This window comes from Citrobacter sp. 172116965 (assembly GCF_013458095.1).
GTDB classification, from domain to species: Bacteria; Pseudomonadota; Gammaproteobacteria; order Enterobacterales; family Enterobacteriaceae; genus Citrobacter; species Citrobacter braakii.
The window spans coordinates 3,325,015-3,342,006 of sequence record NZ_CP046673.1; the positions used below are offsets into that span (position 1 = coordinate 3,325,015).

17 protein-coding genes and 1 pseudogene are annotated in these 16,992 nt (G+C 52.3%); 11 read left to right on the plus strand and 7 right to left on the minus strand.

All coding sequences use genetic code 11. The features are described from left to right. Window positions 1-456 precede the first annotated feature (456 nt). The gene (locus GPJ68_RS16270) at window positions 457-1,425 is read right to left on the minus strand and encodes an IS5 family transposase (protein WP_077483231.1); all 969 of its coding nucleotides are present in this window, start codon (window positions 1,423-1,425) and stop codon (window positions 457-459) included. 242 nt (window positions 1,426-1,667) lie between these two features. On the opposite strand from GPJ68_RS16270, the gene GPJ68_RS16275 reads away from it, so the two are divergent. From GPJ68_RS16275 to GPJ68_RS16285, 3 genes and pseudogenes are all read left to right on the plus strand, one after another. After that, a complete protein-coding gene (locus GPJ68_RS16275; protein ID WP_049040620.1) occupies window positions 1,668-1,988 on the plus strand; it encodes a FlxA-like family protein in 321 nt (106 codons plus the stop codon). Between the two features lie 266 nt (window positions 1,989-2,254). Further along, window positions 2,255-3,234 (plus strand): IS5-like element ISKpn26 family transposase gene (locus GPJ68_RS16280; RefSeq protein WP_255489313.1). Its coding sequence is split into 2 segments (ribosomal slippage): window positions 2,255-2,696 and window positions 2,696-3,234, totalling 981 coding nucleotides; the frame shifts between segments, so codons are not numbered across the junction. 147 nt (window positions 3,235-3,381) lie between these two features. After that, window positions 3,382-3,663 (plus strand): annotated as a pseudogene (locus GPJ68_RS16285) (SAM-dependent methyltransferase); the annotation flags it as partial. Between the two features lie 184 nt (window positions 3,664-3,847). On the opposite strand, the gene dusC reads toward GPJ68_RS16285, so the two are convergent. From dusC to GPJ68_RS16315, 6 genes are all read right to left on the minus strand, one after another. Next, complete coding sequence (dusC, locus tag GPJ68_RS16290; RefSeq protein ID WP_016153704.1) at window positions 3,848-4,798, minus strand: tRNA dihydrouridine(16) synthase DusC; 951 nt, start codon at window positions 4,796-4,798, stop codon at window positions 3,848-3,850. Window positions 4,799-4,859: 61 nt separating this feature from the next. Further along, window positions 4,860-6,053 carry a 3-hydroxybenzoate 6-monooxygenase gene (locus GPJ68_RS16295; RefSeq protein WP_047500993.1) on the minus strand — a complete coding sequence of 398 codons (1,194 nt, stop codon included), beginning with the start codon at window positions 6,051-6,053 and terminating at the stop codon, window positions 4,860-4,862. A 14-nt stretch (window positions 6,054-6,067) separates the two neighbouring features. Beyond that, complete coding sequence (gene maiA, locus GPJ68_RS16300) at window positions 6,068-6,712, minus strand: maleylacetoacetate isomerase (protein WP_049269046.1); 645 nt, start codon at window positions 6,710-6,712, stop codon at window positions 6,068-6,070. Window positions 6,713-6,720: 8 nt separating this feature from the next. After that, window positions 6,721-7,422, minus strand: a complete 702-nt coding sequence (locus tag GPJ68_RS16305; protein WP_016153707.1) for a fumarylacetoacetate hydrolase family protein — start codon at window positions 7,420-7,422, stop codon at window positions 6,721-6,723. Between the two features lie 15 nt (window positions 7,423-7,437). After that, a complete protein-coding gene (gtdA, locus tag GPJ68_RS16310; protein ID WP_019077221.1) occupies window positions 7,438-8,475 on the minus strand; it encodes a gentisate 1,2-dioxygenase in 1,038 nt (345 codons plus the stop codon). An 11-nt stretch (window positions 8,476-8,486) separates the two neighbouring features. Further along, window positions 8,487-9,845 carry an aromatic acid/H+ symport family MFS transporter gene (locus GPJ68_RS16315; protein ID WP_016153709.1) on the minus strand — a complete coding sequence of 453 codons (1,359 nt, stop codon included), beginning with the start codon at window positions 9,843-9,845 and terminating at the stop codon, window positions 8,487-8,489. A gap of 126 nt (window positions 9,846-9,971) precedes the next feature. Here GPJ68_RS16315 and GPJ68_RS16320 point away from each other — a divergent pair, with 126 nt between their 5' ends. From GPJ68_RS16320 to preA, 8 genes are all read left to right on the plus strand, one after another. Then, a complete protein-coding gene (locus tag GPJ68_RS16320; protein ID WP_016153710.1) occupies window positions 9,972-10,880 on the plus strand; it encodes a LysR substrate-binding domain-containing protein in 909 nt (302 codons plus the stop codon). Window positions 10,881-11,011: 131 nt separating this feature from the next. Continuing rightward, window positions 11,012-11,410, plus strand: a complete 399-nt coding sequence (locus GPJ68_RS16325) for a CidA/LrgA family protein (RefSeq protein WP_016153711.1) — start codon at window positions 11,012-11,014, stop codon at window positions 11,408-11,410. Continuing rightward, window positions 11,407-12,102 carry a CidB/LrgB family autolysis modulator gene (locus GPJ68_RS16330; protein WP_016153712.1) on the plus strand — a complete coding sequence of 232 codons (696 nt, stop codon included), beginning with the start codon at window positions 11,407-11,409 and terminating at the stop codon, window positions 12,100-12,102. The genes GPJ68_RS16325 and GPJ68_RS16330 overlap by 4 nt, the downstream gene beginning before the upstream one ends. Window positions 12,103-12,250: 148 nt before the next feature. Further along, on the plus strand, window positions 12,251-13,135 hold the full coding sequence (gene cdd, locus GPJ68_RS16335; RefSeq protein WP_016153713.1) for a cytidine deaminase: 885 nt from the start codon (window positions 12,251-12,253) through the stop codon (window positions 13,133-13,135). Window positions 13,136-13,316: 181 nt separating this feature from the next. Continuing rightward, the gene (gene sanA / locus GPJ68_RS16340) at window positions 13,317-14,036 is read left to right on the plus strand and encodes an outer membrane permeability protein SanA (protein ID WP_016153714.1); all 720 of its coding nucleotides are present in this window, start codon (window positions 13,317-13,319) and stop codon (window positions 14,034-14,036) included. A gap of 2 nt (window positions 14,037-14,038) precedes the next feature. After that, window positions 14,039-14,278 (plus strand): DUF2542 family protein, encoded by a 240-nt coding sequence (locus GPJ68_RS16345; protein WP_016153715.1) that lies wholly within the window; start codon window positions 14,039-14,041, stop codon window positions 14,276-14,278. A 232-nt stretch (window positions 14,279-14,510) separates the two neighbouring features. Further along, complete coding sequence (locus GPJ68_RS16350; RefSeq protein WP_104652178.1) at window positions 14,511-15,752, plus strand: NAD(P)-dependent oxidoreductase; 1,242 nt, start codon at window positions 14,511-14,513, stop codon at window positions 15,750-15,752. After that, window positions 15,746-16,981: an NAD-dependent dihydropyrimidine dehydrogenase subunit PreA gene (gene preA / locus GPJ68_RS16355; protein ID WP_104652179.1), complete on the plus strand. Its 1,236-nt coding sequence runs from the start codon at window positions 15,746-15,748 to the stop codon at window positions 16,979-16,981. Before GPJ68_RS16350 ends, preA begins: the two co-directional genes overlap by 7 nt. Window positions 16,982-16,992: the final 11 nt, after the last annotated feature.

Below are 16,992 nucleotides of genomic sequence, written 5' to 3' on the forward strand. Positions count from 1 at the left end.
GATAAGAAGATAACCTGCTGTTTTTATTTAAAAAAAGCAGAAACCTTTCTGTTGTTAATGTTTTTTAATTTTTCCCCTTGAAAAATAAAGGATTGCCCCACTATCATGGTCGAATAAATAACTAATTTGTGCGGATTTAGGAGGCCGCTTGGAAAAGGGAAAAGATCCTACGCCAAGGCTTTTTTAGCAGAAAGGTGTCAGTAACTACCTGAATTAACCCTGCTACGCCGTTTTTGCGTAAGAAACCGAACGTTTTCATACCGTTGGCCTTCAAACCACTATGGAAAAAATAAAAGGGTGATGTGATTGAGTAAAAAAAAATTAAGTTTGTTGTGCTTTGTGGTTATGGGTTTCGGGAAAAAAACTGATTTCCGGTCAGGTAAGCTCTTAAACCTAGATGGGCTTTGTTGAATAAATCAGATTTCGGGTAAGTCTCCCCCGTAGCGGGTTGTGTTTTCAGGCAATACGCACGCTTTCAGGCATACCTGCTTTCGTCATTTTGTTCAGCGCTCGTACCAGGGCCATAGCCTCCGCAACCTGACCATCGTAGTCACGCAGCGTCAGTGAACCCCCGAACAGCTGTTTTACCCGGTACATCGCCGTTTCCGCTATCGAGCGACGGTTGTAATCTGTTGTCCATTTCCACCGCGCATTACTCCCGGTCATTCGCTGATTAGCCACTGCACGGTTACGGTCTGCATATTCACCGGGCCAGTAACCCGCACCTTTTCGGGGAGGGATAAGCGCGCTGATTTTCTTACGCCGCAGTTCATCGTGACAGAGCCGGGTGTCGTAAGCGCCGTCTGCCGATGCTGCCCTGATTTTTCTGTGAGTCTGCCGGATAAGACCCGGGAAGGCTTCTGAGTCCGTCACATTGTTCAGCGACAGGTCTGCACAGATGATTTCATGTGTGTTGCTGTCAACTGCCAGATGCAACTTTCGCCATATACGACGGCGTTCTTTGCCGTGTTTTTTGACTTTCCATTCGCCTTCACCAAAGACCTTCAGCCCGGTGGAATCAATCACCAGATGCGCGATTTCACCCCGGGTGAACGTTTTGAAACTGACATTAACCGACTTTGCGCGCTTGCTGACACTGGTGTAATTCGGGCAGCGCAACGGAACATTCATCAGTGTAAAAATGGAATCAATAAAACCCTGTGCAGCCCGCAGGGTCAACCTGAACACGCGTTTAATGACCAGAACGGTGGTGATGGCGAGATCAGAATAGCGCTGAGGTCTTCCCCGTGATGAAGGCGTTGTCGACTCATACCAGGCCTGAATAGCTTCATCATCCAGCCAGAAAGTTATGGAGCCACGGTTGATGAGGGCTTTATTGTAGGTGGGCCAGTTGGTGATTTTGAACTTTTGCTTTGCCACGGAACGGTCTGCGTTGTCGGGAAGATGCGTGATCTGATCCTTCAACTCAGCAAAAGTTCGATTTATTCAACAAAGCCAAAAAGAGTATGTACTTTCCGGCCTTCAGCCAAAAGATATTCACTCACCACGCTGTCCAGCGCGTTCAAAATCATGTCTGGTAATACGTTAAACACCGCAACAAGCCAGTCTATATAACAGCCTGAAAAAAATGAAAAAATAAATCATAAGAATTCTAAAGTATATCTGCGTATATGCCGATACACCTATATATTTACCATGGAGGTTCTATGTCTATATCAATACAAACTAATACAAGTATAAAAAGTTCTAACAGTTCAGCTAATAGTGAATCATCTCAGATATCACAAATTTTAAAGAAGATACAGTCACTTACAGAAAAACTTGGTAAGGTGTCGTCAGAAGATGGTATGACAACAGATCAGAAGAAAGAGATGGTGGCTATCATACAAAAGCAAATTCAAAGTTTGTCTGCTCAATTACAACAGTTACTAAAACAGCAGGCTGAGAAGCAGGACAAGGAAACGCAGACTCAGTCAGGTAAAAGGGAAGATAAGAACCTCGAAAATACTATTGATGTTTATGTATGAATAGGTATTCCGGTGTGGACAACCCTCACAACCGTTGAATAATTTTGGCCTCGTGACGAGGCCTATTCAAAGGTCTCCGGACAGACGTCACCGAGATGACCGTGGCGCCGGACCCTTTAAATCATTCAATTAATAACCTTACTTGTAGAGGTTCTCTCACTTAACATGTTCCTAGCCTAGCGGGGACAAATGCGATAGGGAAGGTGCGAACAAGTTCCTGATATGAGATCATCATATTCATCCGGAGCGCATCCCAGAGGGACATCATGAGCCATCAACTCACCTTCGCCGATAGTGAATTCAGCACTAAGCGCCGTCAGACCCGAAAAGAGATTTTCCTCTCCCGCATGGAGCAGATTCTGCCATGGCAGAATATGACCGCTGTCATCGAGCCGTTTTATCCCAAGGCGGGCAATGGCCGACGGCCCTATCCGCTGGAGACCATGCTGCGTATTCACTGCATGCAGCATTGGTACAACCTGAGCGACGGTGCCATGGAAGATGCCCTGTACGAAATCGCCTCCATGCGCCTGTTTGCCCGATTATCCCTGGATAGCGCCCTGCCGGATCGCACCACCATCATGAATTTCCGCCACCTGCTGGAGCAGCATCAACTGGCACGTCAATTGTTCAAGACCATCAATCGCTGGCTGGCCGAAGCAGGCGTCATGATGACCCAAGGCACTTTGGTGGATGCCACCATCATTGAGGCCCCAGCTCTACCAAGAACAAAGAGCAGCAACGCGATCCGGAGATGCATCAGACCAAGAAAGGCAATCAGTGGCACTTTGGCATGAAGGCCCACATTGGTGTCGATGCCAAGAGTGGCCTGACCCACAGCCTAGTCACCACCGCGGCCAACGAGCATGACCTCAATCAGCTGGGTAATCTGCTTCATGGAGAGGAGCAATTTGTCTCAGCCGATGCCGGCTACCAAGGAGCGCCACAGCGCGAGGAGCTGGCCGAGGTGGATGTGGACTGGCTGATCGCCGAGCGTCCCGGCAAGGTAAAAACCTTGAAGCAGCATCCGCGCAAGAACAAAACGGCCATCAACATCGAATACATGAAAGCCAGCATCCGTGCCAGGGTGGAGCACCCGTTTCGCATCATCAAGCGGCAGTTCGGCTTCGTGAAAGCCAGATACAAAGGGCTGCTGAAAAACGATAACCAACTGGCGATGTTATTCACCCTGGCCAACCTGTTTCGGGTGGACCAAATGATACGTCAGTGGGAGAGATCTCAGTAAAAACCGGAAATAACGCCAGAAATGGTGGAAAAAATAGCCTAAATAGGCTGATTCGATGTGTTTGCGGGAAAAAAATCGGCCCAGATCCGCGAAATTTTAATCAGCGAGTCAGCTTGGGAAGAAATGACCTGCTTATTCGCACCTTCCCTTAATCAAGGTTGGATAAAAGATAAAACCGGGCAACAGTCCTGGCCGGTCAATCATTATCAGCAGGAAGGCACACGCATCAGTAACTGGTTCGCGGAGGGTGTCAAAAAACAGCACCGTAAGCTGGCGACCTGGATTAATGCGCTGATAGCCGCCGGATTCGAAATCGTTTGTGTCGATGAATGGGGACCGTCCGCTGAACAGATTGCTGAAAACCCGGCGCTGGATGAAGAAAAAGAGCGGCCAATGGTGTTTCTGCTCAGCGCACGTAAACCGGAGTAAGGTCATTACAGGAAGATTTTCAGAGGCTTTCCTATACTTAACCTGAACTCACCAAAAAAGGAACGCTGATGAAAATCTTACTGTGGATTATTTTAGTTATTTTTCTGATTGGGTTATTGGTGGTAACTGGCGTGTTTAAGATGATTTTTTGAAACAAAGGCCACTCCGGTGGCCGATTAATGTGTTAATGCAATTTAGCGATATCAATGGCCTGAATCGCGCGCGCGATATCCGGTGAATTGTTTAATGCGCGGATTTCCTGAAACAGCGCGGTTGCTTCTGAGTATTCTTTACGCAAATACCCTAACCATTGTTTAATCCGCGCCACGTGATACAGCCCGGTATCACCCTGCTTTTCAAGACGAGTATATTTTTGCAATAGCATCACGACATCAGGCCACGGCATACGTGGCTCGTTGTATTTCACCACACGGCTCAGGTTCGGAATATTTAATGCCCCACGGCCAATCATCACCGCATCGCATCCGCTGATAGCCATACAGTCCTGGGCGCTTTGCCAGTCCCAGATTTCGCCATTCGCGATAACCGGAATGGTAAGCCGCTGGCGGATCTCACCGATCGCCTGCCAGTTGATATGTTCGGCCTTATAGCCCTGTTCCTTGGTTCGGCCATGCACCGCCAGCTCGCTGGCGCCCGCCTGCTGAACGGCATCAGCAATTTCAAACTGCCTGTCGCTGTTGTCCCAACCCAGACGCACTTTCACCGTCACGGGGAGATGATCCGGAACCGCCTCGCGCATGGCTTTTGCGCCCCGGTAGATGAGTTCAGGATCTTTTAATAACGTTGCGCCACCGCCGCTGCCGTTGACCAGCTTCGACGGGCAGCCACAGTTCAGATCGACACCAAACGAGCCCAGTTCTACCGCGCGCGCCGCGTTCTCCGCCAGCCACTGCGGATACTGTCCCAGCAACTGTATGCGCACCCGCGTGCCGGATGGCGTCCGGCTATTGTTATGCAGTTCCGGGCAGAGCCGATGGAATACTTTTGCCGGCAGGAGCTGATCCACCACGCGCACAAACTCGGTGATGCACAGATCGTAATCATTCACTTCAGTCAGCAGCTCGCGCACCAGTGAGTCGAGCACGCCTTCCATCGGCGCCAGTAAAACACGCATATCGTCACCCGCAAAAAAAGAGGCGCTATGGTAGCGCCTCCGTTCGGGAGATTAAAGAGGCTCAGCGCGGCAACAGGCAGTTATCTTCTTTCCAGCCGTACAGCCATTCCATACCACGATAAAATTCCGCCTGAGATTTGCCTTTCCACAGCAGATTACGCACCTGGCGCTCGACGCCTGCGGCGTGGTACACACGTCCCATTTCGCGCGTCGACCAGACGATGCGCGCAGTACGCGGAATACGTACCGACTCATACAAGGCAAAGGCATCAGCCGCATCGCCGTCACACTGCTGTAACGCCTTACCGAGAGTGACAGCATCTTCAAGCGCCATACAGGCGCCCTGCGCCATATATTGTGCCACCGGATGCGCAGCATCACCCACCAGCGTAATGCGGTCGGTCCCCCATTTCTCTACCGGTTCGCGGTCAGCGGTGGACCAGCGACGCCATGAGGTCGGCTTATCCAGCATCTGGCGCGGACGCGCATGAATACCGGCAAAATAGGAGAGCACTTCCTCTTTACTGCCATCCTTTACCCCCCACTCCTCCTGCTGACGACTGTGGAAGGTCACCACCAGGTTATACTGCTTGCCGCCACGCAATGGATAGTGCACCAGGTGGCAGTGCGGTCCGGCCCACAGCACCGGCGCGTTAATGCGCAAATCTTCCGGCATATCATCGCAATCAATCACCGCGCGATAGACTACGTGCCCGGTAACGCGTGGCGCATCGCCAATCAGAGACTGACGCACAACCGACTTCACACCGTCACAGCCCACCAAAATATCCGCTGTCCAGCTGTTACCGTGCTCATCAAAGACCGTCACATCATCTTCTGTCTGGCGAATATCAACCACGTTAGTTGAAGTGCGATACTCAACGTTGGGATGAACCAGTGCCGCTTCCCAGACAGAAGCATGAATATCAACCCGATGGATAACCGCATAAGGACCGCCAAAGTGATCGCGGAACGCCTGCCCGGTTTCAATATGTACAACCTCTTTCGCGTTTACCGCATCCATCATGGTGATGTGATCGGTAAAAACGGCGCGCTTGCGAGCGACGTCACCCACGCCAAGGCTGTCCAGAGCAGAAAACGCGTTCGGCCCGAGCTGAATGCCCGCACCAATCTCACCAATCTCGTGCGCTTTCTCCAGCAACATCACTTTAATGCCTTGACGGGCCAGCGATAGCGCGGTCGCCGCGCCGCCAATCCCGCCACCCACGATAATTGCGCGTGTCACTTTAGCCATTGTCGTTCTCCTTATCAGGCTGGAATTTTGTCTTGTTGATTCTCGGGCGCGGCGGCGATAAACGCCGGAAGCTGGGTACAGGCATCGTATACCGCCTTACAGCGCGGATACCCGCTCAGATCACAGCCCATACGTAACGCGTTCGCCCACTGCGGGATCAGACAGCAATCCGCCAGCGTCGGCGCATCCCCCACGCAGAACATCCCCGACTGACTCTGGCGCAGCATCTGTTCAACCGCGCTTAACCCTTGCTGGATCCAGTGCGCATACCAGCGTTTTTTATCCTCTTCACTGACCTTTAGCTCTTCGCTCAGGTAGCGCAGTACCCGCATGTTATTCACGGGATGGATATCACAAGCGATGGCATAAACAATTTCCAGCACCCGGCTGCGCGTCGGGAAGTCGGCTGGCAGCAGCGGCGACTGCGGAAAGTGACCATCCAGCCAGTCGGTTATTGCCAGCGACTGCCCGAGTGATTCTCCCTCATCAGTGACCAGCGTCGGTACAAGCCCTACCGGGTTCATCCGCCGGTAGGCCAGCTCGTTCTGCTGACCGATGCGAATGTTGACGCCCACCGTCTGGTAATCAAGCCCCTTCAGCGCCAGCGCAATGCGTACGCGATATGACGCGGAGCTGTTAAAGAAACTGTACAGCTTCATCATCCACCTCAGACAATCTTCACAGCGATGGGGGTTAAACCGTCTACATTGCCGGTGATCACATCTCCTTTCACCACTGCGCCCACGCCCTCTGGCGTGCCTGTGTAGATCAAATCACCCGGCTGTAGTTCGAAAAAGCCGGACAGATAGCTAATGGTTTCATTAACGGACCAGATGAGGTGGCGAATATCGCTACGCTGATGATCGTCGCCGTTGACCTGCAACCAGATAGGCGCGTTGTTAACATCCGCACTTTCGCTGGCTTTATGCAGCGGCGCGATGGGGGCTGAGAGATCAAATGCTTTGCCGATTTCCCACGGACGCCCCATCTGGCGCATCTCCATCTGCCTGTCGCGGCGGGTCATATCCAGACCAGTGGCATAGCCCCAGATATATTCGTGCGCTTTTTCCAGGGGTATATCGCTGCCCTTTTTACCGATCGCCACCACCAGCTCTATCTCATAGTGATAGTTATCGGTCTGCGACGGGTATGGCAGCTCGAGGGTTTGACCGGCCGCCACCGGAACCACCGCATCGGCAGGTTTACAGAAGAAGAACGGCGGTTCGCGATCCGGATCAAAACCCATTTCACGCGCATGAGCGGCATAGTTGCGGCCCACGCAGTAAACGCGACGCACGGGAAACTGTTCATTACTGCCAACGACCGGAACGGTAACAGGCGCTTGTGGTTCGAATACGTATTGCGTCATTTTCTCTCTCCCAAATTAATAACGTGCTTCACGGAACAACCCCAGCGCTTCCTGAACCGGTCTGTCCGAAAAACTAAATAAGACGGCATCTTCGTGGGCCTGGAATGACACGCCGTGCCAGGTTGGCACCACGAAGATATCTTTTGGCGAAAAATTGAAGATCTCGGTGCCGATGGTGACCTGCCCGCTTCCTTCCACCACGTGATAGATAGTGCTGTCGGTGGTACGCGCCATCCGCGAGGAAAAGCCCTTCGGCAACAGTTGTAAAAAGGTCCCCATTGAAGGCATGGGATAACCACCGGTTACCGGGTTGACGTAACGCATCTTGTAACCGTCCCACTCATCGGCGTCGCCCATGCGGGTCAGGTCATGCAGCGCTTCACGGCTGCGATCGTAGCGATAGTTGAAAATTGGCGATGAGTTACCCTTCTGATGACGCAGCGGCAGCATATTGGCCGCGTAGCGTGGTAAGTAATCCCCTTCCTTACGCGTGACCGGCTGCTGATCCTCCGGGTAATCTTCCGCAAAGCCGCAACCCAGCAGATTCACCAGTGGCAGATCCAGACCGTCCAGCCACACCACCGGTTCACTGCCTGGGTTGCCGTGGTCGTGCCAGCGCCACTGTGGCGTCAGAATAAAATCGCCTTCATGCATTTGGGTGCGCTCGCCATCCACCGCGGTAAATGCCCCTTTCCCTTCGACAATAAAGCGCAGCGCAGACTGATTATGCCGGTGACTCGGCGCAACCTCGCCCGGCATGATTAACTGCAATCCGGCGTACAGCGTTGGGGTGATTGAAGACTGTCCGCGCAGCATGGGGTTTTCCAGCACCAGTACGCGACGAATCGCCTCTTTCGCGCCAATCAGATCGCCGCTTTCCAGCAGCAGCGGGCGGATCTCCTGATAGTTCCAGTACGCAGGAGCACAATGTGCGTTCGGCGTTGGCGGTACCAGGCGGTGCAGCGACTCCCACAGCGGGGTCAGATTCTGCCCGGAAATATGCTGGTAAAACTGCTGACGGCTGTTCTTAACATCCTGATTAAGTTCTGACATAGAGATTCTCCTTATTTGTTCACGATGCCTACGCGTGACAACGCGTCAGGGACAGAGGCCGACTGGCGGATAACAACCGTCAGCAGCATAAGCATCACCGCGCTGATGGCCGCCGGAACGGCAATAATGAAAAACAGGTTATCGAATGAGAAATTCATCGCCATCATCACGCCGCCGGAGAGCGAGCCGACAATCGCGCCGCAGCGGCCAATCGCATTAGACCAGCTGACGCCCGTGGCCCGGCTCTGCGTCGGATAAAGCGTGGCGGTTAAGGCATTCAGGCCCACCTGCGAACCGCTGATGCCGATGCCGGTGCCAAAAATGGCCAGCGCCATCAGCCACAGGCCGTTCTCGCTCAGGCCAATCATGACAATACATACCGCGCCCAGCGCATAGCTCACTGCCAGCACGCGGAAAGGATTGTATTTATCCATCAGCACTCCCAGCACCAGCGCACCTAGCGTACCGCCAATCTGAAAGGCAGCGGTCACCCATGAGGCATGCTGCAGGTCAATTCCGCGATGGTTAAGCAGCGTTGGCATCCAGCTGGAGAGCAGATAAATGATCAGCAGGCTCATAAAGAACACCACCCATAACATCAGGGTAATGGGCAACTGTTGCCCGACGAACAGCTGGCGAATGCTGCCTTTGGCAATCGCGGCGCCCTCGTTGAGATAAAATTGGGTATTGTCATAACGTTCCCGGGTGATGGCGCTGACGGTTCTGGCAATCACGTTTTGCGGCAACTGACGACGAACCTGCCAGCGCGGGGATTCCGGCAGCGCAAACAGCAGAGCCACAAACAGCATCAGCGGTAGCACGCCTCCCAGCACCAGGATGCCGTGCCAGCCAATAACCGGCACCAGCTGTGCGCTGACAATCCCGCCCATCGCCGAGCCCAGGGTAAAACCGCAGAACATCATGGTGACCAGTGCACCACGCCGACGCGCTGGCAGGTATTCTGAGGTCATAGTGATAGTATTTGGCATCGCGCCGCCCAGGCCTAACCCGGTAAGGAAGCGCAAAAAAACCAGCGTTTGCAGATCGGGGGAAAAAGCCGAGATCAGGCTCAGTGCGCCGAACAGCGCCACGCAGAGTTCAATCACCCGTTTGCGGCCAAAACGATCCGATAGCGGACCGCAGAGCAGTGCGCCAGCGGTCAGACCCAGCAGGCCTGCGCCAAACAACGGCGCCAGATCTCCGGCCGTCAGTTGCCAGTGGGTGCGAATGTCGGGCGCGATAAAACCAATAGCTGCGGTATCAAAACCGTCGAGCATGACGACCAAAAAACAGCAAATGATAACGCGCCACTGGGTCTTACCGACGGGGGCGGAATCGATCAGTGCTTGTAGATCACGTTGTTGAGTCATAGTGAATGCCTCAGTGCAGGTAGAGTAGATGTCTGTTTTGTTTTAGGTATGTTGCGACTTTGTATGTTTGGAGATGAAATGTACAATGGCTTTTCATGCAGAGGCATAACCTGGAGGTTATAGCAAATGGCTAACTGGGCGCAGAAACTTAAGTTACACCACCTGCAAACGCTTATTGCGCTGGGCGAACAGGGGAATTTGACTCACGTCGCCCGAATGATGAATATCACCCAGCCAGCGTTGTCAAAATGGTTATCGCAGCTCGAAGATGAGATGGGTATCACACTCTTTGAACGTCATAGCAAAGGCTTACGCCCTTCAGAAGGCGGCAAGCTGCTACTGCAGCATGCCCAACGCCTGATCAATGATATGGAACGTTCACAGTATGAAATCGCCCGTTTTAAGCAGGGAGGCCTGGTAGGGAGTCTGAAGATTGGCTGCTCGCCGGTGGCGACGGACTGCGTTTCACAGGCGATACTGGGTTTGCTCACAGAGCTGCCGACCCTGCATCTTAATATTGAAGAGAAGGTGATGACCCCGCTGCTGCACGATCTGCTCGCGGGTTCGGTGGATGTGGTGGTCGGACGCGTCGGTGGCCGGGCGCTTCAGTTGCCGCTCAATTACCAGGTGCTGTATACCGAGCCGGTCTGTTTCGTCGCGCGCCCCGACCATCCGCTGGCAAAATATCCCCTGCTCACCTGGCATGATCTGGCTAACTGGCGCTGGATTGTCTGGCCGACGGGAACGCCCATCCGGATAAGCATTGACAACGCGCTGGTAGATAACGGCGTCATGCTACCGGAAAACATCATTGAGTCGGCGTCGATAAACGTCAGCACCAACCTGCTGCAAAGTAGCGACATGATCTCTATTCTTTCTCTACGCCTGGCGCAGCGTTATGCCGCCCAGGGACAGCTGGCTATCCTGAATCTGCCGAAGATTGAACAAAAAGGCAGCGTAGGCGTGTTCTGGCGCAACAATGAAACACCCACGACCGCCCTGAATCGTTTTCTGTATTACCTGGCACAGGTTTAACGTGAACAGTTAGGGCCATCGCCCGATGTTCCAGATATCTATTTCTTCTATGCTTAGAATTCATGATGTGATCGGTAGCACGTTTTGAAGTTTAATTGTATGATGAATCAGTCTCGTCAAGGGTTTCAACTATGAGCAAAGCACTGAACATTATCTGGCAATATTTGCGCGCATTCGTCCTGATTTATGCCTGCCTCTATGCAGGTATTTTTCTTGCATCGCTACTCCCCATCACCATTCCGGGCAGCATTATCGGCATGCTGATTCTGTTTGTCTTACTGGCTTTGCAGGTGTTACCGGCAAAATGGGTTAACCCCGGCTGCTATGTGCTGATTCGCTATATGGCCCTGCTGTTTGTCCCGATTGGCGTGGGGATCATGCAGTACTTTGATCTGCTCCGTGCGCAATTTGGTCCGGTGGTGGTGTCCTGTACCATCAGTACGCTGGTCGTTTTCCTGGTGGTGAGCTGGAGTTCTCACATTGTGCACGGTGAGCGCAAAATCGTTGGGCAAAAAGGGTCTAAAGAATGATGTCGTATATCTGGTGGTCGTTACCCCTTACCCTGGCGGTATTTTTTGGCGCACGTAAGCTGGCTGCACGATTTAAAATGCCGCTATTGAACCCGCTACTGGTCGCCATGGTGGTGATCATTCCCATTCTGATGCTGACCGGAATTCCCTACGATCACTATTTCAAAGGCAGTGAGGTCCTGAACGATTTGCTGCAACCTGCCGTGGTCGCGCTGGCCTATCCGTTATACGAACAGCTGCACCAGATTCGCGCTCGCTGGAAATCAATTATTGCCATCTGCTTTGCGGGGAGCGTTGTGGCGATGGTCACAGGTACAACAATCGCCTTGTTGATGGGCGCATCGCCGCAAATTGCTGCGTCAATCATGCCGAAATCGGTAACCACGCCTATCGCTATGGCAGTGGGAGGCAGTATTGGTGGTATTCCGGCCATCAGCGCCGTGTGCGTCATTTTTGTTGGTATCCTCGGGGCTGTGTTTGGTCATACTTTGCTCAATGCGATGCGTATTCGCACCAAAGCCGCACGTGGACTGGCTATGGGTACCGCTTCGCACGCCCTGGGTACCGCACGCTGTGCAGAGCTGGACTATCAGGAAGGCGCGTTTAGCTCTCTGGCGCTGGTTATTTGCGGCATTATCACCTCCTTGGTCGCCCCATTCCTGTTCCCGATTATTCTGGCCCTGGTCGGTTAACCTTCAATTTTTGGCTAATTATTTGCGATGCGTTGCACATTTTTAATTTAAGTTTCATAAGTTGCATACACAATGAGATTTGGATCACATATAAAGCCGTAACAGGCCCGTAAACTACGATTCCATTACATTGTTATGAGGCATCGCCATGCATCCACGTTTTCAAACTGCTTTTGCCCAACTCGCGGATAACTTGCAATCAGCCCTGGCGCCTGTTCTGGCGGATGCGCATTTCCCCGCCATGCTGACTGCTGAGCAGGTCTCTTTGCTGAAACGCGAATCGGGACTGGACGAAGACGCGCTGGCATTCGCTCTATTGCCGCTGGCTGCGGCCTGCGCGCGTACTCCGCTGTCCAACTTCAACGTTGGGGCAATTTCTCGCGGCATCAGCGGCACCTGGTACTTCGGTGGCAACATGGAGTTCCTGGGGGCGACCATGCAGCAAACCGTTCATGCCGAGCAAAGCGCCATTAGCCATGCCTGGCTGCGCGGTGAAAAAGGGCTCGCCGCCATCACCGTCAACTACACGCCGTGCGGCCACTGTCGCCAGTTTATGAACGAACTGAACAGTGGACTGGATTTACGTATTCATCTGCCGGGACGTGCGCCACACGTGCTGCGCGATTACCTGCCAGACGCCTTCGGACCGAAAGATCTGGAGATTAAAACACTGCTGATGGACGATCAGGATCACGGCTTCGCACTGCAGGGCGATGCGTTGACCCAAGCGGCTATCACCGCCGCCAACAGATGTCATATGCCGTACAGCAACTCCCCAAGCGGCGTGGCGCTGGAATGTAAAGATGGTCGAATTTTTAGCGGTAGCTATGCGGAAAATGCCGCCTTCAACCCGACCCTGCCGCCGCTGCAAGGCGCGTTAAACCTGTTGAACCTTAACGGTTATGACTACCCGGATATCCAGCGTGCTGTGCTGGCTGAAAAAGCCGATGCGCCGTTGATTCAGTGGGATGCGACCTCCGCAACCCTGAAAGCGCTGGGCTGCAATAATATTGAGCGCGTGCTGCTCGGTTAATTGCCTGGCGCTACGCTTATCTGGCCTGCAATCGCTCGAGGTTGTCGGCCAGACTTGCTGTTGCTACCATCCAATAGGGCCGTTTTGCTGAAAATCCCCTCAATCAGATTGCTGTTTCTTGCGCTACGTCTTCCGGTACAGTAGCCTGATTGAAATTCCATCCAAATAACGAGTTTTCTGCATGTTAAAGCGCGTGTTTTACAGCCTGTTAGTCCTGGTAGGCTTGCTGCTTTTGACTGTGCTTGGGCTCGACAGGTGGATGAGCTGGAAGACGGCTCCCTACATCTACGACGAATTGCAGGATTTACCCTATCGCCAGGTCGGTGTGGTCTTGGGCACGGCGAAATACTATCGCACCGGCGTCATCAACCAGTATTACCGCTACCGCATTCAGGGCGCATTGAACGCCTATAACAGTGGAAAGGTAAACTATCTGCTGCTGAGCGGCGACAACGCACAACAAAGCTACAACGAACCCATGACGATGCGTAAAGATCTGATTGCCGCAGGTGTCGATCCCGCTGATATCGTGCTTGATTACGCTGGGTTCCGGACGCTCGATTCGATTGTACGAACCCGCAAGGTGTTCGATACCAACGATTTCATCATTATTACTCAGCGATTCCACTGTGAGCGCGCCTTGTTTATTGCGCTGCATATGGGCATCCAGGCCCAGTGCTATGCGGTGCCCTCACCAAAAGATATGCTCACCGTGCGGGTACGTGAATTTGGCGCCCGCTTTGGCGCACTGGCCGATCTCTATATTTTCAAACGTGAACCCCGCTTTTTAGGCCCGCTGGTGCCCATCCCTACCATGCATCAGGTACCGGACGATGCACAGGGATATCCGGCGGTCACGCCTGAACAACTGCTCGAATTACAAAAGAAACAAGGAAAATAAGCATGGATGTACAAACCCTTTTCGTCGTGTTGGCCTTTCTGCTCATTCCCGTATTTTGTTTTCGCGAAGCATGGAAAGGCTGGCGCTCTGGAGCCGTAGATAAAATTAAAAAGAATGCGCGCGAACCGGTTTACGCTTATCGCAATCAAGAGCCCCTGCAATTTTGGTCTTATGTGCTGGTTTATGCCGGGTGCGGATGTTTATCCTTCGGGATGGTTATTTACTTAGTCTTTTATCGCTAAAGAATTTTCCTTTATATTAGCATTTGAGAATAGCTAATATTTTGATAATAGTTACCATTTCAATGTAAGGGATTAATGCTGCCCGCCAGCATTTCCCTCAGACTATCTTCTATTTGTGAATCCTTTCACAGAATACTCTTCCTGCAGTGCTTAGCCTTAAGAATAGCCTTCACTTTTTATATTTTGTTATTAACGGTTTGCCTTAATTTACTCAAGCATTAAGGAAGAAAATATGCCACAACAAAATTATCTGGATGAGCTCACGCCTGCTTTTACCCCATTATTAGCAATAAAAGAGGCTTCCCGCTGTTTATTATGTCACGACGCCCCCTGTAGTCATGATTGCCCGGCGCAAACAGACCCAGGGAAATTTATTCGCTCTATTTATTTTCGTAATTTTAAAGGCGCTGCCGAAACTATCCGCGAAAATAATGCGCTCGGTGCGGTGTGCGCCCGGGTTTGCCCAACCGAAAAATTATGCCAGCGCGGATGTACGCGCTCAGGAATTGATAAACCTATCGATATTGCACGTCTGCAACGCTTTATTACCGATTTTGAACAGCAGACCGCAATGAAAATCTATCAGCCGGCAACAAAAACGCTCGGCAAAGTAGCTATCATCGGTGCGGGTCCGGCAGGGTTACAGGCCAGCGTAACGCTAAGTAATCTTGGTTATGATGTGACAATCTTCGAAAAACAGGCCCAGCCAGGTGGCTGGTTGCGTTATGGCATTCCAGAGTTTCGTCTGCCGCAAGCAGTTTTGGATCTTGAAATTGCCCGTATCGTTGAAATGGGCGTGACCATCAAGTGCAATTGTGAAGTCGGCAATGCCCTTTCCATTGAGCAACTCAAAGCAGAATACCGCGCCGTACTGGTTACCGTAGGGATGTCTTACGGTTCAACGTTGCCTCTGTTTGAGAGGGCGAATCACGTCGAAATCGCCGTCGATTTTCTGCAACGAGCCCGGCAATCCAACGGCGATATTACCGTCGCACAAAGTGCATTAATCATCGGCGGTGGCGACGTGGCGATGGATGTCGCCAGTACGTTGAAGCTGCTGGGCTGCCCGTCAGTCACCTGTGTCGCGCGTGAAGAACTCGCCGACTTCCCGGCCAGCGACAAAGAATTCAGCAGCACACAGGCTTTAGGGGTGTCGATAATTGACGGCTTCACGCCCGTGGCGGTTAGCGGAAATCGAGTCACCTTTAAGCACGTACGCCTGCCAGGAGAACTCACGCTTGAAGCCGAACAGATTATTCTCGCCGTCGGCCAACATGCTCAGCTTGATAATTTCGCCATGTTAAAGCCACAGCGCAATCTTATCGATACGCACAATTATCAAACCGCCGATCCGGCTCTGTTTGCTGCGGGCGATATTGTTAAAGGCGATAAAACCGTTGTTTACGCCGTGAAAACGGGAAAAGAAGCCGCTCAGGCCATTCATCACTATTTAGAGGGAGCTTGCTCATGTTAACGAAAGATCTTTCTATTACTTTTTGCGGCGTCAAATTCCCCAACCCGTTCTGCCTCTCTTCCTCTCCGGTGGGCAACTGCTATGAAATGTGCGCCAAAGCCTATGATAGCGGCTGGGGTGGCATTGTTTTTAAAACGATCGGGTTCTTTATTGCTAATGAAGTCTCCCCACGCTTTGACCATCTCACCAAAGAAGATACCGGCTTTATTGGCTTCAAAAACATGGAACAAATTGCCGAGCATCCGCTGGAGGAGAATCTGGCCGCAATTCGTCGGCTGAAACAGGACTACCCGGACAAAGTCCTGATTGCGTCGATTATGGGGGAAAATGAGCAGCAATGGCAGGAACTGGCCCGCCTGGTTGAAGACGCGGGTGCCGACATGATCGAGTGTAACTTCTCGTGCCCGCAAATGACCTCACATGCCATGGGTAGCGATGTCGGGCAAAGCCCTGAGCTGGTTGAAAAGTATTGTCGGGCCGTTAAACGCGGCTCGTCCCTGCCGATGCTGGCGAAAATGACACCGAACATTGGTGATATGTGTGAGGTGGCTCTGGCAGCAAAACACGGAGGTGCCGACGGTATCGCGACCATCAATACGGTTAAATCCATCACGAATATCGACCTGAACCGAAAAATCGGGATGCCGGTCGTCAACGGTAAATCCAGTATTTCCGGCTACTCCGGCAAGGCCGTTAAACCTATTGCTTTGCGATTTATCCAACAACTGCGCATGCACCCTGAACTGCGCGATTTCCCGATTAGCGGCATCGGGGGAATTGAGACCTGGGAAGATGCCGCCGAGTTTTTACTGTTAGGCGCGGCCACGCTGCAGGTGACCACCGGGATCATGCAGTATGGCTACCGGATTGTGGAGGACATGGCCAGCGGGCTGTCACATTACCTCGCCGATCAAGGGTTTGACTCACTGGAGGAGATGGTTGGTCTTGCCAATGCCAATATCATCCCCGTGGAGGATCTTGACCGTAGCTACATCGTCTACCCGTACATCCATCTTGATAAATGCGTTGGCTGTGGCCGCTGCTACATCTCCTGTTATGACGGCGGACATCAGGCGATGGAATGGAATGAGGAAACCCGCACACCGCATTGCAACACAGAAAAATGTGTGGGATGCCTGTTGTGTGGTCACGTTTGTCCGGTAGCCTGTATTGAGCTGGGTGAAGTGAAATTTAAACCCGGTGAGAAAGAGCATGCGTTAACGTTGTAACGCTGACAAAA